Here is a 14,910-nt window from a genome sequence, read left to right as displayed (position 1 = left end):
CCCGCCATTTCTTGCAAGTTAAATATTTGGCTTCGTAAATCATTAATATAAAATCTTTTCGTACTTTTGCGCCCGTATTACGATAGACGTAATACATACATAAAAATCATTTAAATAATATTGGCATGTATTTAGCACCAGAAGAGAAAGCAAAAATATTCAAAAAACACGGTAAAGACGCAAAAGACACAGGTTCTGCAGAAGGGCAGATTGCTTTGTTCACCTACCGTATTGATCATTTAACAAAACACCTTAAAGCAAACCACAAAGACTTCAACACAGAACGTTCTTTGGTAAAGCTAGTAGGTAAGCGTCGTTCATTATTGAACTACCTTATGAAAAAAGACATTATGCGATATCGTGCAATTGTTAAAGAATTAGGATTACGTAAGTAATTTATTGAATGGGCTCTTTTGAGCCCATTTATTTTTGTATTACATATTTATTACATTCTCAAGAACTATGTTTTAGTACTTGGAATGCACAGAAAAGCTACCCTTAGGTTTTTCATTGGTCAACCACAACAACACAACAACACTTAGCTTGAAAATCAAGCTTTGACCAATTAAACTGCGCATATTCTTATGCGCAAAAATGAAAAACAATTTTTATGATACCTAAAGTATTTAAAGAGGTCATAGACCTTGGCGATGGTAGAGAAATCTCTATCGAAACCGGAAAATTAGCAAAACAAGCCCACGGGTCTGTTGTTGTTCAATCTGGGAAATGTATGTTGCTCTGTACTGTAGTTTCAAACTACGAGCAAAAAGACTTAGATTTTCTTCCATTAACGGTAGACTACCGCGAAAAATTTGCAGCCGCAGGACGGTACCCGGGTGGTTTCTTTAAGAGAGAAGCACGCCCAAGTGATGGTGAAGTATTAACGATGCGTTTGGTAGATCGTGTATTAAGACCATTATTTCCAAAAGACTATCACGCTGAAACACAGGTGATGATTCAATTAATGTCTCATGATGATGACGTAATGCCAGATGCTATGGCAGGACTTGCTGCATCTGCTGCAATTCAATTATCAGACTTCCCTTTTGAATGTGCTATTTCTGAAGCCAGAGTAGGACGCGTAAATGGCCAGTTTGTGATTAACCCTACCAGAGCACAATTAGAAGAGTCTGATATAGACATGATGATTGGAGCTTCTGCAGATAGTGTTATGATGGTAGAGGGTGAAATGAAGGAAATTTCCGAAGAGGAAATGACCGAAGCAATTAAATTTGCGCATGACCACATTAAAAAACAATGTGAAGCACAACTTAGATTAGCAGAAGCTTTCGGAAAGAAAGAAGTACGCGAGTATCCAGCTGAAAGATCTGATGAAGATTTAAAGAAGAAAATTCACGACATGGCATACGATAAAGTGTATGCTATTGCAAAAGCAGGTTCTGCTAAACACGAACGTAGTACTGCCTTTAATGAAATTAAAGAAGAAATAAAGGCTACTTTTTCTGAAGAGGAGTTAGAAGACTTCGGAGATTTAGTTTCAAAATACTACCGCGCTGCAGAAAAAGCTGCGATTAGAGATTTAACCCTTAACGAAGGTTCTAGACTTGATGGTCGTAAAACTACCGAGATTCGCCCAATTTGGTGTGAAGTAGATTACCTTCCATCGGTACACGGTTCTGCCGTGTTTACCAGAGGAGAAACACAAGCCTTGGCAACAGTAACGTTAGGAACCTCTAGAGATTCTAACCAGATTGACATGCCAAGTTACGAAGGCGAAGAGAACTTCTACCTTCACTATAATTTCCCACCATTTTGTACGGGTGAAGCAAGACCTATTCGTGGAACCTCTCGTCGTGAGATAGGACATGGTAATCTTGCACAACGCGGACTTAAAGGAATGGTGCCAGAAGACTGCCCGTATACAGTACGTGTTGTTTCTGAAGTATTAGAATCTAACGGTTCTTCTTCTATGGCAACAGTTTGTGCAGGAACAATGGCAATGATGGATGCCGGAATACAAATGATAAAGCCTGTTTCTGGAATCGCAATGGGATTAATTTCTGATGCAGACACTGGGAAATATGCAGTGCTTTCTGATATTTTAGGTGATGAAGATCACTTAGGAGACATGGACTTTAAAGTTACAGGAACGGCAGATGGTATTACTGCTTGCCAGATGGATATTAAAGTAAAAGGATTAAGCTACGAAATTCTTGTAAATGCCTTAAAGCAAGCAAGAGATGGTCGTTTGCACATTCTGGAGAAATTAACAGACACTATTGCAGCTCCTAGAGAAGATGTGAAGTCTTACGCTCCTAAAATGGTTACAACTCGTATTGCCAATGAATACATTGGTGCATTAATTGGGCCAGGAGGAAAAGTAATTCAAGAGCTTCAAAAAGAAACAGGATGTACTATTGTTATTAACGAAGACCCAGTAACTGAAGAAGGAATTGTTGAAATCTTAGGAACTGGACAAGAAGGAATTGATGCTGTACTAGCAAAAATTGATTCTATTACCTTTAAGCCTGAGGTTGGTTCTGTATACGAAGTGAAAGTAATTAAAATGTTAGATTTTGGTGCTGTTGTAGAATATACAGAAGCTCCAGGTAATGAAGTATTATTACACGTTTCTGAATTGGCTTGGGAACGCACAGAAAATGTTAGCGATGTAGTAAACATGGGCGACGTTTTTGATGTGAAATACTTCGGATTAGACAAACGCACCCGTAAGGAGAAGGTATCTCGCAAAGCGTTGTTACCAAAACCAGAAGGATTTGTAGAGCGTCCGCCAAGAGATCGTAACGATCGTGGAAGAGACAACAGAGGTCGCGACAATCGTAACAGAGATAAAAAGAGAGACTAAGTGTTTCTTTTATAAGTAGTATTAGCCTTCCAATTACTTGGAAGGCTTTTTTATTGTAGGTATATCATAAGTAATACCAAAAAAGAACTATTTAGCAAAATAACTACCGTTTATCCGATATAATTGTTTTTAACCGAAAACATTTGTTTTTTATGTAATCTATTCCGTACAACTGCAGCTTCTAATTTGATTCAACTTACCTTTATCTTCTTCTCAATCATTCTAGCACCTTGAATGAGGATTATTTATCCCGTAACGAACCCCAAATCAACATGAAACAATTATTTTTGTTATTCGCTTTAATTACTACCACTTCTACCTTTGCTCAAGTAGGAATCAATACTACGTCTCCTAACGCCATTGTAGAAATAAAATCTTCTAGTGAAACAAACCCTACAATAACCGATGGTATACTAATTCCAAGAATGGATGTATTCCCTCCCAACCCTACCGTTAATCAAGATGGAATGTTAATTTATATTTCTGGTGATGACCCATCACCCATACCAGACGAAGAAGGCTATTATTACTGGGATTTCCCAACGTTAAGTTGGATTCCTTTTTCAGTAAAGAGAATTAATGATTTACAAGATGGAAGATCCGACTGGGTTGGAAGTAATTATAATGGCGCTTCCGTTTATTTAGGAAACCTGGCTGGCGCTAATGATGATGGTACTAGTAATAGGTCTGTAGGTATTGGTCAATCTGCCTTACAAAACAATACAGCTGGAACTGGCAATACTGCTATAGGACATTCGGCATTATTTAATATGACGATAGGTCAGGCAAACACCGCAATTGGTCGTAATGCTATGTTTAGCTCAACGAATGCAAATGGAAATACAGCCATAGGATTTGCAGCGATGTATAACAATACGGAAGGTTCTAACAATTTGGCCATAGGATCTGAGACGTTACAAGAAATAACAGATCAAGATTTTAATACTGCTATTGGTTTTAAAGCGCTTCAAGCAGCTGTATCAGATGGAAATACCGCCATAGGAGCAAATGCTTTAGAAAATTTAACGACTGGAAGTAATAATATGTCTTTTGGATATTCTAGCTTATCAAACCTAACAACAGGGAGTAATAATTTGAATATAGGCAATTTAGGTTTATCGAGTCTAACAGGTGGAGAATCTAACAATATTGCAATAGGAATTTTCACTGGGTTTAACAATTCTGGTGATAACAATATTTATTTAGGTAACACTTCGGGCTCCAATTTTATAAATGCAACCGCCAGATCTGGAGGAATTTTTCTAGGAAATGGCTCTGGACAAACCGAAACATCAAGCAATAGACTCTACATTGAAAACAGTGCAAGTTCAACCCCCTTAATTGGAGGTGATTTTGCCCTTGATCGTGTTGGTATAAATAGAGACCTTAGCCTATTGACAAACACTTTTGAAGTAGAAGGTGAAGCCTCTAAAACAACAGTAGGTGCATGGTTGGGAAATTCTGACAGAAGACTTAAAAAAAATATAGAAACAATTAAAGGAAATGAAGCCTTAGCAAAAATCTCTAAATTGAGAGGCGTTACCTACCAATGGAACGACACCGAAACCGGTAACAAGCGTCCAACGACCATTCAATATGGATTTATTGCACAAGAAATAATGGAGGTTTTTCCCAATAAAGTAAGCAAAGATGTACAGGGGTATTATCAAACAGCCTATGGAGATTATGATGCAATCTTTGTGCAAGCAATTAAAGAGCTCATTAAATTAACTCATGAGCAAAAACAAGAAATAAAAACCTTGAAAGAGCAAAACGATGTGTTTGAAATGAGATTAAAAAAACTTGAGGCTGCAATGCCCATAAAGAAGTAAGTTACTTTTAAAATTAAATGAATACTGTGATTTCGCCTTTCAATTATGGAAGGCGATTTTTTTGTTTACTGGTTTTTTGGACATTGTTATTCTTACAAATAGATGATGATGAGTTTAAAATACAAATGAAATAAATAAATCCGAAAAATTCTGATCTATCCCAATAACACAATAATCTTAGAAATTCAATATTTTTGCGCCTATTCTTTTAGCTTGCATAAAAATGAATAACATCATATTACTACTCGTATTGTTTCTTTTCCAGATTTCGCTGGGACAGCAAGCTCAAAAAGATACGATAACCACCACCAAAACGACAAAATTTAAATACGAAGCTCTAGTCATCCCCACAGCATTAATAGGATATGGTGTGCTTGGCCTCAACAGTGATAGACTTCAAGGATGGGATAAGACAATAAACACCCAATTTTCTAAACAAGGCAAACACAAAGGAATGGTAGATGAATATCTTCAATATACTCCTGCCCTTTCTGTTTATGCGCTAAATGCAATTGGTATAGAAGGGAAACATAGATTTAAAGAACGTACCGTAATTCTAGGGACAGCAGCAATTATTGCAGGCGTACCCGTAAGCGTTCTTAAAAACCAACGTATTGTTATTAGACCCAATGGGAAAAATGCATTTTCATTTCCTTCAGGACATACAGCACTCGCGTTTTTAGGCGCAGAATTTCTACATCAAGAATACAAAGATGTTTCTGTGTGGTACAGTATTTCTGGATATGCTGTAGCTACCGCCACGGGAATTTTCAGAATCTATAATAATAACCATTGGTTTTCAGATGTGGTGGCTGGTGCCGGTATTGGTATTTTTGCTACTAAAATTGCCTATTGGGTATATCCACTTATAGAAAAAACCTTTTTTAGTGAAGCTGAAGGCAATGCAGGCATGGTACTCCCCTACTACAACGGACAAGAAATTGGTTTAACAGTATCGGTTATCTGGTAGTACACGTGTATCAAGTTTCAAATTATAGTGAATGACAAACACTATAAACGTATACGCACAAAAGATACTGCCTCACATAAACGCAACCTTATAGCTATGTTTCAGACTACTAAGAAACACCTCTATAAACCAGCATGAAAAATTTTGTATACCTCTTGATAACAGCAATTTGTTGTACGTTCATTTCTTGCGAAGATGAACCCATTGGAACAGCAGAAATAAATCTAGACATAGTCGATGAAGAGTTATTTACTTATTTGCAACTTATAACAAACGACGTTCCTACAGAAGAGTCCATAAATTGCATTGAGTTTAATTACTCGTTTACCATTTTTATTTTTGATGAAAACCTTACTTATGAAGGCGCTCAAGCAGTATTTAACAATGAAGATTTTGTAGCCTTGCTAAACAGCCTTGATGAAACACAATCCATAAGTCTTAATTACCCGATTTCAGGAACACTAAGCAATGGCGATTTAATAGAGGTAACAACTAACGAAGAACTTAAGGAAGCCATTTCTAACTGCAGCAAAGACGAACACAAAAGGCGCTGTAACAACACGTTAGTTGATTGTATTTGGACCGTGCGCCCCTTTCAAGGGTTCCCTACTAATTATGTAGGTAGTAATTTTAAAATAAACCGAAATGGAACTATACAATTTCACCACGAAGGCAATGTTTATTTTGGGACTTGGGTTACCTTGTACATAGGAGACGACCTATTTTTAAACATAGATTTGAATAATGATACCACTATTGAAAGTTTTTGGGATCTAAATTGGGAAGTTTCTCTACTAACAGATACACAAATTAAAATTGACGCTAATGACACTTCAGTTCTAATTGAAAAAGATTGTAGCATACCATGTTCTGCAGATGGCTATCAAATTTGCGAGCTAGACAACACACCAGGAATTGCACAATTCGCCCTTCAAGATTACACTAGTTGCATTCCTGTAGCAGCAACACACGATGTAGTCTCTGCAGTAAAGTACAGCTTCTTTGCTACAGAGGAAGATGCACTAAACAATAGCAACCCCTTATCTGCTACAAACTATACGAATATTGAAAACCCACAAACTATTTATGTACGTTTAGACTATATTACTAGCGGAGAAAACTTAGAAATCACACAAATCACCATCGAAGCCATTCCTTGTATTGGTGGCTAAAACAAATGCATTTGAAACTAGAAGAGTTAATAAAAGCATGTAAAAAGAATGACCGCACGGCTCAAAGCCAACTCTTTGAGCAGTATAAGGATGTGCTGTATTACATTTCACTAAAATATAGTAGAAATGAAGTTGAAGCGGAAGATAATCTTCACGATGCGTTTATGGTTATTTTCGATAAAATTGGCACGTACAAAAATAAAGGCAGTTTTGAAGGGTGGATGAAACGCATTACCATGTTTAAGGCTATAGACCGTTACAAAAACAATAAGTATGTACCTACAGAGTTTAACGACAATATATTAGAAGCAGACGTCTCTATAAGCAGCGAAACAGACTCCCCACCGTTAGACATTTTATTAAAATATATACAAGAATTACCAGATGGGTACCGTCTTGTATTTAATATGTATCAAATGGATGGGTATTCGCACAAAGAAGTTGCTCGTATTTTAGGCATCTCTGAAGGCACCTCTAAATCTAATTATCACAGGGCAAAGCTACTGTTGCAAAAACGAATTACAACAGAACAACCCCATAAAACACAGACCCATGGAAAATAATAAAGATATCGGGAAAATGGTAGCAGAAACCATGGAACAAGGCCTGAAGTCGCCAAAAGCATCGCTTTGGGACCGTCTTGACAACTCTCTAGAAAAGCGAGAAAAGAAACGCCGAAGAGCACTGTGGTTTTGGTATACTGGCACGGGTGTACTAATCTTACTTATACTAGGCATCTGGGGATTTTCTAACCATACTCTTAAATATACCAAAAGAGCACCGGTAACTTCTTCGGAAATAGTAACGAATGACATAGAAAGCGTCGATGAAAATAAAGAGTCTATCATATCGCAAACTTCAGAAGTAACCGAAACAACCGAAATTGAAAGGTTGAAACAAGAAACGCATAACACAAACGAAGAAAATACAATTACTTCAATACAACAAGGTTCAATAACGCCAAAGGAAACAAAAGCAAATACGCCCCGAGAGAAAATTTCCGAAGGGCAACCAAAAACAGACACGATGGCCGAAAACGGTTTTACCGTAAAGACAAATCACTCTTATTACAATAGTGATATAGACACAACGGTAGTAAGCACAAATAAGAAGCAGATAGACAGTTTGGTACGAACTAACAAACAGAAAATGGCACTTAAAGACTCTATTGCAAGAGCACGTGCTGCAGATTCTATTAAGTTAAACGAAGCCAGAAAGGACTCAATCCCTGAGTAATTTTGCCTAAATTAATTAACATTAATGGAGCTATTTTAAGCAGGAAAAGCACATTTTTCTTTATTGAAAAGTACACTTAAAAAAACATTTAGAACTTTTTGTAACTTTTTGTACCCCTTTTACGTATAACTAGTACAAGACACACTTGTAGACTCAAATCTTACAAACCTAAATGAGACAACTTAAGATAACAAAACAGGTTACCAATAGGGAAACCGCGTCTTTAGACAAGTATTTACAAGAAATTGGCAAGGTAGACCTTATTACCGCAGATGAAGAAGTTGAATTGGCACAAAAAATCAAGGCAGGCGACCCACGCGCACTTGAAAAACTTACGAAAGCCAATCTTCGTTTTGTAGTATCTGTAGCAAAGCAATACCAGAACCAAGGACTTACACTTCCTGATTTAATTAATGAAGGAAACCTAGGGCTTATTAAAGCGGCACAACGTTTTGATGAAACTCGAGGTTTTAAGTTTATTTCGTACGCTGTATGGTGGATTAGACAATCTATCTTACAGGCACTGGCAGAACAATCGCGTATCGTACGTTTGCCACTTAACAAAATTGGAAGTATTAATAAAATAAATAAAACTTTTGCTTTCCTCGAGCAAGCGCACCAAAGGCCGCCATCTGCAGAAGAGATTGCTAAAGAATTAGATATGACTATTAATGACGTGAAAGAGAGTATGAAAAACTCTGGACGTCATGTATCTATGGATGCACCTTTAGTTGAAGGAGAAGACAGTAACTTATACGATGTTTTGCGAAGTGGAGAATCTCCAAATCCAGACCGTACATTGTTGCACGAGTCGCTACGAACTGAAATTGAACGTGCCCTCGAAACCTTGACACCAAGAGAGGCCGATGTTATTCGATTGTATTTTGGTTTGGGTGATCAACACCCAATGACTTTAGAAGAAATTGGAGAAACTTTCGATCTTACTAGAGAGCGTGTTCGCCAGATTAAAGAAAAGGCTATCCGTAGATTAAAGCACACTTCGAGAAGTAAAATTCTGAAAACGTATTTGGGCTAAGCCCATGAAGAGTACGACAGTATATAGACCTCCGTTTTGGCGGAGTTTAAAACTGTTCGTTTTTTGATTGATGAATGACCTCCGGCTGATTACCGGAGGTTTTTTTTATATATATTTAGTACCTTTGACAGTACAACCAACACTGGCAATTGTATGATTTACACCCTCTGTTATGTGAGCAAAGCTGCAGAAAATCTTGATGCAAGCTCTTTGGAGGAAATTTTCTCAATCACGATAAATAAAAACACTAAAAGAGGGATTAGCGGAATCCTTATGTACGGTATGGGCAACTTTTTTCAAGTGTTAGAGGGTGAAGAGCAAACTGTAGAAACCTTGTACAAAGAACAAATTCTAAAAGACCCTAGACATTCCGACATTTTCGAGGTAATACGGAAGCCCACTGAGATACCGATATTTAAAGAATATAGCTCACTGTTTACAATAGTAAAAACCAATGAACAGCTAGCACAAATAAAAAAATACCTAAACCAACACAGAGTAGATTCTTCAACTAGCGAAAAGTTAGGTCGTCTCTTAAAACCTTTTCTATTAGAAATATGAGCCATACACGTATTGCCCCATCTATATTAGCCGCAGATTTTGCGAATCTTCAACGCGATGTTGAAATGGTAAACAATAGCCAAGCAGATTGGTTTCATATTGATATCATGGACGGTGTTTTTGTACCGAATATCTCCTTCGGAATGCCTGTTTTACGAGACATTGCAAAACATGCCACCAAAACAATAGACGTGCATTTAATGATTGTAGATCCAGATCGTTATATTAAGACTTTTGCTTCCTTAGGCGCAAACATACTCACCGTACACTACGAAGCTTGTACACACTTACATAGAACACTACAAGCCATAAAGGCGGCAGGAATGCAAGCAGGAGTGGCTTTAAATCCGCATACCAATATTTCATTACTCGAAGACACCATACAAGATATTGATTTAGTATGCTTAATGAGTGTAAATCCAGGTTTTGGCGGACAAAGTTTTATAGAAAACACCTACGACAAAGTTCGTGCTCTTAAAAAATTAATTCAAGCAAAAAATGCCCCTACATTAATTGAAATAGATGGCGGCGTAACCAATAAAAATGCTTTACTCCTAAAAGAGGCTGGAGCAGACGTTTTGGTTGCTGGTAGTTATGTTTTTAAAGCCGAAAATCCTTCTGAAACAATTACTGGTTTAAAAGAAATTGTGGCCTAATTTAAGGAAGCTTATAAATCGTATCTAGAATAGCGTTGTTACCTTTGTATATGAATATACCCCAAGATGTACTTATAATAGGTGGCGGCCCAATAGGAATTGCCTGCGCCTTAGCATGTAAATCTAAAAACTTAAGCTATACGGTGTTAGAAAAGGGAGCCCTTACCAACTCTTTATTTAACTATCCATTAAACATGCAGTTCTTTTCTACTTCGGAAAAATTAGAACTTGACAACATTCCCTTTATAAGTAAAGCCCCCAAGCCTGGCAGAGACGAGGCATTAGAATACTATCGCCGTGTGGCGGTTTCAAACAAACTAAAAATTAACTTATTTGAAAGGGTACTTTCGGTACGAAAAGAAGATGGTGTATTTACGGTAGTTTCAGAAAAACAAACGTATAAAGCACACCATGTTATTGTAGCTACAGGGTTCTATGACATTCCTAAAGTATTAAATGTTCCTGGTGAAAATTTATCGAAGGTATCTCATTATTATAAAGAGGCTCATCCCTACGTTTTTCAAAAAACAATTATAGTGGGCGCGAGCAACAGTGCGGTAGATGCCGCACTAGAAATTTGGAGAAAAGGCGGTGATGTTACCATGGTCATTCGAGGAGAAAGCATTGGTGAACGTGTTAAATACTGGGTAAAACCAGATATTGAAAACCGAATTAAAGAAGGAAGTATAAAAGTATATTTCAATTCGGAAATTTCAGAAATAAGAGCACATGAAGTAGTTATCACAACATCTAAGGGCAAAAAAACACTTGAAAACGACTATGTACTTGCCCTTACCGGTTACCTACCTAATTTTTCATTTCTAAAATCGATTGGCATAACGCTTTCCGAAGAAAAAAATGTGCCGCAATACAACGATAAAACTATGGAAAGTAACGTAGCAGGTTTGTATTTAGCTGGTGTGATTTGTGGTGGTGTAGCTACGCATACATGGTTTATTGAGAACTCAAGAGTACATGCACAGCTTATTATTTCTCACGTAGTTAAAGAGGAGGCTTAATTATTTTTTCGATGAGTTTCATATAATTAACTTCATCAAATAAAATCTCAATATTTGTTTCATATTTCTTACCGTCAACGGTATACACATCGCAAATTAGCTTTTCGCCTAACTCCTTATTACTCGAGTAACGTGACCTCTTGAGAATATCATAATTATAAGAATTAAAATAATGGTTAGCAGGAACAATTTTATCATGCTGTAACCAATTTAACTTATATGGAAGGTTATGATGAATTTCTTTATATGGATATTCCTTCTCGAACTCATCCTTAAATTTAATAAAGTCATCTATATTTTTTCTATAAAAAGAAATTCTTATCATCTTTTGTAAATAATAAATTCGCTTATAGCCCTTAAGACTCTTCATATAAAATTGGACTAGCCTATAACTTCGATCATGCATGAGTGTGTCGATTATTGCTCCACTTATGTATTTAGTATTTGGATTTATAGTATACAACCGCCAAAAATATTTGTTTGCCAAATCTATATCCTCAGAATTACTATTGAACCTGTATTTTTTACCGTGCAATAAGTAAAGCTGATGAATTGTACGAACATTCGCATCATCTCGAGACAATGCTTGTTCTAATAAATACTGACAACGACTAACTTTTTTTTCTACTCCTTTATATACTTCATTTTTTGATTCAATTGTAGGATATTTATCCATTGAAGCACGCTGTTGCTTGAAATATATTTCAACTTCTTTCAACAAGATTCTAGCTTCAAAATTGTTCAGTACGAATTCATCCGATTCCGACAAGTTATTTTTCTTTACAAGGTTTATTAACTTCCTTGCCATCTTGATCTTTTTATATTTCAACATTCGCGTTAAAAAGAATGCCGATTGAAAGATTGGAATATTCTTAAAGCTTGTTATTTCAAACTTTCGCAAATAAAAATCCAAATTACTTTCGTCTAAAACATAGCCAATAAAAAAAGTCATTCTCAATTTAAAACCAACCTCATTCCAATGGGGATAATCTAAAAAGTAGTCATGAAATTCTTTTGACCAATCACTACGATAATTTCTATGTTGAATTGACACCCAAAGCGCAGTGCTCTGAAGCAATCTAATGTCTACAAAGCACTTAGGTATGATAGTACTTTTAATGAGAGCAAGCTGATTTTGATTAGGAACTTTATCAAAATATCTATAATACTGTCCAATAAAGATGAAATATGTGCGAGTAACAACATCGTTAAAACTTTCTAACGAAACATATTTTTCAATTAAATCATTAATTTTTTCTAAAAGAATTTTCTTACCCTCAATTGATTTATTTTTGTTTACTTTATCGATAAAAATTTTAATTAACTTATCAATTCCATGTAATGAATTTAATGGAAATTCATCAATAATCTTTATAACAAAATCTTCTGCCTTATCTTTTCCTAATATATCCCCAGTAATGTACAAGAACATGTAATTTTTTGGATTGTCCGGACAGTGAGGATTTACGTCTGTATACCGTTTCATTTTTTCGTACGCAAATTCTTCATTAGCATTCCGCCATTTTTTTAGCTCTTCTGCATAACCCAACCATTTATTTCTAAACACGTTTCTAAGAAGATGAATATCGAACTTTTTAGGCCTATGCGTCCTCATTCTATTCATAAAATCTTCAACAATCTTCGTCTGTAACTGTTTTGAATAAAAATTATCAATATAATATTTTGCAACCCTATTGTTCTTAAGGGAAATATTAGCATCGATATTATCTGCAATTTCGAAATGACCAGAAACCCTCAAAGCTTTAATAATATTATCCCTATTATCTGCTATATTAAGATAGTCTATTATATAATCTAGGTGCGGCTTCGTGCTAAGACAACTCCAGAAGGCTGCAAGATCATACACATCTGGGATATAATTATTATACTTATTTCGACACTTTTCCCACTCAAAAATTGCTACGGATTTTGGAAAAGGAACAGTCGTATTAGCCTTATCTCTGTACTTTTTAATTAACCCGTAAATTTTTTCGGTTGGCTGTAGGTTATTGTTAATTTTAAACAAAACCTCATCGTCATTAGTTAGTTTAATATCATATGTTTCAAAAAAGCGTCCTATTTTATCATATAACAAACTCAAGAAATCTACATTAAATTTTATTGTAAATTCATGAAGGTCGTATGTTAACGTGTCTAGCTTTTGGTCAAAAATATTTTGAAGACGATATGATGAATACTTATTTATAACTAAGTTTACTTTGCACTCTCCTAAGCTCTGGAAAAATTTTGATATTGTAACATCATTAACATTTTTCGAATTATCATTTACAAAAACCCAACAAGATTCATAATTCCATTCTATTTGTTGAAGTTCTAAAATATCTTCTGTATAAAATGCCACGTATTTACTCTCCATTGCAAAATCGATAACTTCATAAATAAAAGATTTTTGACTGTTATTTTCGCTATTTCCTATTAACACCCTGTTTTTTAATATTCCATGATCAAAAAAGTCAGAAAAACCAGATCTCTTTACCTCACTAATGACAACAGAAGAACCATTATTTACTATAAAATCAGAATTGTTAAACTTTACTCTATTCTTAAAATTGGTGTTATGAGAAATTACTTCTCCCAAGTATGACATCTTATATTCACTAAAAGCTCCAACGCTTTCAAAAAATTCTGCATCTAATAGATAAGAGTTTTTAAAATCATTCTGAACAAATATCTCAGGTGTTGTTTTCTTAAAATCTTTGCAAAATTCTAAAAATTTATCCGTGTCCCCCAACATTGGGGCTACACCATAATCTACTAATTGCCTCGGTAATTCCAAATCTTTATTTGGGGTTAAGTAGAATGATTTAGGCCTAACATTGTATTCGTTAATATTAGCTTTTAGCCTCTCCCACGAAGGCTCATCTCCTGCAAAACCTAAATATATAACATGATAATGCTGTATATTATGCTGAAAAATTGACATACTATCCTGGTGTATGGCATCTTCCACATAATAATCACGCTTTGTTAATTTTAAATTAGTACGAGCTTGTAGCAGTTCAGTCTCAAGTATTCTCATTGGCAATTTACCATTTAGATAGTGCACCCCTTGAATGGCTGGTGCGGGACTACCCGTACCATACCCAGTGCTATTATCCTTAAAAAAGGGTAAACAGAGAGATAGAACGTTATCGTAATTAAATGTAAATATTTGCTTCCATGGAATATTTTGTAAAGCATTATACAGTTTAAGTCGCTCTTGTTTTAAATCGAGAGTAAGGTAGTCGTTAAACCATTTTTCATTCTCCATTTCAGAACCTTTAAGGTCTATTAAGCGCTGAGAAGCTTCCTGAAGTGAAATTGAATAATCTAAACGTTCATACTTACGAATCTTAGAATCTTCGTCTAACTCGCGGGTAGTAACTTGATTATTGTACCTATCTACAATTGCACACTTTAAATCTTCTCCAAGAGGAAATCTTTCGCCCGATTTGTTGGTTAAATTTGCATTAAATCCAGCACCTAGCACTAGAATTACCTCACCATCTTGTAACGCTCGCAGAAAAGCAGGCGTAAATTTTAAACTCATAACTTACATTAAAATTTAAAAAAAGGGGAATTTATCAAAAGGAATAAACAG

General features: G+C 35.7%; 12 protein-coding genes. 11 read left to right on the top strand and 1 reads right to left on the bottom strand.

The window, feature by feature from the left end; genetic code table 11:
* Positions 1–125: 125 nt before the first annotated feature.
* The 11 genes from rpsO to G5B37_RS12795 all read left to right on the top strand — a co-directional run bounded on the left by rpsO (position 126) and on the right by G5B37_RS12795 (position 11,309).
* Complete coding sequence (rpsO, locus tag G5B37_RS12845) at positions 126–395, top strand: 30S ribosomal protein S15 (RefSeq protein ID WP_164680428.1); 270 nt, start codon at positions 126–128, stop codon at positions 393–395.
* A gap of 215 nt (positions 396–610) precedes the next feature.
* Positions 611–2,827: a polyribonucleotide nucleotidyltransferase gene (locus G5B37_RS12840; RefSeq protein WP_164680427.1), complete on the top strand. Its 2,217-nt coding sequence runs from the start codon at positions 611–613 to the stop codon at positions 2,825–2,827.
* A gap of 272 nt (positions 2,828–3,099) precedes the next feature.
* Positions 3,100–4,659, top strand: coding sequence for a tail fiber domain-containing protein (locus tag G5B37_RS12835; RefSeq protein ID WP_164680426.1), 1,560 nt, complete (start codon positions 3,100–3,102; stop codon positions 4,657–4,659).
* 223 nt (positions 4,660–4,882) lie between these two features.
* Positions 4,883–5,629 carry a phosphatase PAP2 family protein gene (locus G5B37_RS12830; protein WP_164680425.1) on the top strand — a complete coding sequence of 249 codons (747 nt, stop codon included), beginning with the start codon at positions 4,883–4,885 and terminating at the stop codon, positions 5,627–5,629.
* A gap of 134 nt (positions 5,630–5,763) precedes the next feature.
* Positions 5,764–6,801 (top strand): hypothetical protein, encoded by a 1,038-nt coding sequence (locus tag G5B37_RS12825; protein WP_164680424.1) that lies wholly within the window; start codon positions 5,764–5,766, stop codon positions 6,799–6,801.
* 11 nt (positions 6,802–6,812) lie between these two features.
* Entirely contained in the window at positions 6,813–7,364 is a 552-nt protein-coding gene (locus G5B37_RS12820) for an RNA polymerase sigma factor (RefSeq protein ID WP_164680423.1), read from the top strand.
* A complete protein-coding gene (locus G5B37_RS12815) occupies positions 7,354–8,037 on the top strand; it encodes a hypothetical protein (RefSeq protein WP_164680422.1) in 684 nt (227 codons plus the stop codon). The genes G5B37_RS12820 and G5B37_RS12815 overlap by 11 nt, the downstream gene beginning before the upstream one ends.
* Before the next feature lie 172 nt (positions 8,038–8,209).
* Entirely contained in the window at positions 8,210–9,073 is an 864-nt protein-coding gene (locus tag G5B37_RS12810) for a sigma-70 family RNA polymerase sigma factor (protein WP_164680421.1), read from the top strand.
* Between the two features lie 153 nt (positions 9,074–9,226).
* Complete coding sequence (locus G5B37_RS12805) at positions 9,227–9,634, top strand: BLUF domain-containing protein (RefSeq protein ID WP_164680420.1); 408 nt, start codon at positions 9,227–9,229, stop codon at positions 9,632–9,634.
* Complete coding sequence (rpe, locus tag G5B37_RS12800) at positions 9,631–10,290, top strand: ribulose-phosphate 3-epimerase (protein ID WP_164680419.1); 660 nt, start codon at positions 9,631–9,633, stop codon at positions 10,288–10,290. The genes G5B37_RS12805 and rpe overlap by 4 nt, the downstream gene beginning before the upstream one ends.
* A gap of 50 nt (positions 10,291–10,340) precedes the next feature.
* Complete coding sequence (locus G5B37_RS12795) at positions 10,341–11,309, top strand: YpdA family putative bacillithiol disulfide reductase (protein WP_164680418.1); 969 nt, start codon at positions 10,341–10,343, stop codon at positions 11,307–11,309.
* Here the strand turns inward: G5B37_RS12795 and G5B37_RS12790 are convergent.
* Positions 11,293–14,859 (bottom strand): hypothetical protein, encoded by a 3,567-nt coding sequence (locus G5B37_RS12790; RefSeq protein ID WP_164680417.1) that lies wholly within the window; start codon positions 14,857–14,859, stop codon positions 11,293–11,295. The genes G5B37_RS12795 and G5B37_RS12790 overlap by 17 nt on opposite strands.
* Between the last annotated feature and the right edge of the window lie 51 nt (positions 14,860–14,910).

The organism is Rasiella rasia, assembly GCF_011044175.1.
Classification (GTDB): Bacteria; Bacteroidota; Bacteroidia; order Flavobacteriales; family Flavobacteriaceae; genus Marinirhabdus; species Marinirhabdus rasia.
Note: the sequence above shows the minus strand (reverse complement) of the source record. Positions and strands in the feature narration are given on the sequence as shown.

Coding starts and splice junctions, on each gene's coding strand:
- rpsO (WP_164680428.1), top strand. CDS start 126: ATGTATTTAGCACCAGAAGAGAAAGCAAAAATATTCAAAAAACACGGT.
- G5B37_RS12840 (WP_164680427.1), top strand. CDS start 611: ATGATACCTAAAGTATTTAAAGAGGTCATAGACCTTGGCGATGGTAGA.
- G5B37_RS12835 (WP_164680426.1), top strand. CDS start 3,100: ATGAAACAATTATTTTTGTTATTCGCTTTAATTACTACCACTTCTACC.
- G5B37_RS12830 (WP_164680425.1), top strand. CDS start 4,883: ATGAATAACATCATATTACTACTCGTATTGTTTCTTTTCCAGATTTCG.
- G5B37_RS12825 (WP_164680424.1), top strand. CDS start 5,764: ATGAAAAATTTTGTATACCTCTTGATAACAGCAATTTGTTGTACGTTC.
- G5B37_RS12815 (WP_164680422.1), top strand. CDS start 7,354: ATGGAAAATAATAAAGATATCGGGAAAATGGTAGCAGAAACCATGGAA.
- G5B37_RS12810 (WP_164680421.1), top strand. CDS start 8,210: ATGAGACAACTTAAGATAACAAAACAGGTTACCAATAGGGAAACCGCG.
- G5B37_RS12805 (WP_164680420.1), top strand. CDS start 9,227: ATGATTTACACCCTCTGTTATGTGAGCAAAGCTGCAGAAAATCTTGAT.
- rpe (WP_164680419.1), top strand. CDS start 9,631: ATGAGCCATACACGTATTGCCCCATCTATATTAGCCGCAGATTTTGCG.
- G5B37_RS12795 (WP_164680418.1), top strand. CDS start 10,341: ATGAATATACCCCAAGATGTACTTATAATAGGTGGCGGCCCAATAGGA.
- G5B37_RS12790 (WP_164680417.1), bottom strand. CDS start 14,859: ATGAGTTTAAAATTTACGCCTGCTTTTCTGCGAGCGTTACAAGATGGT.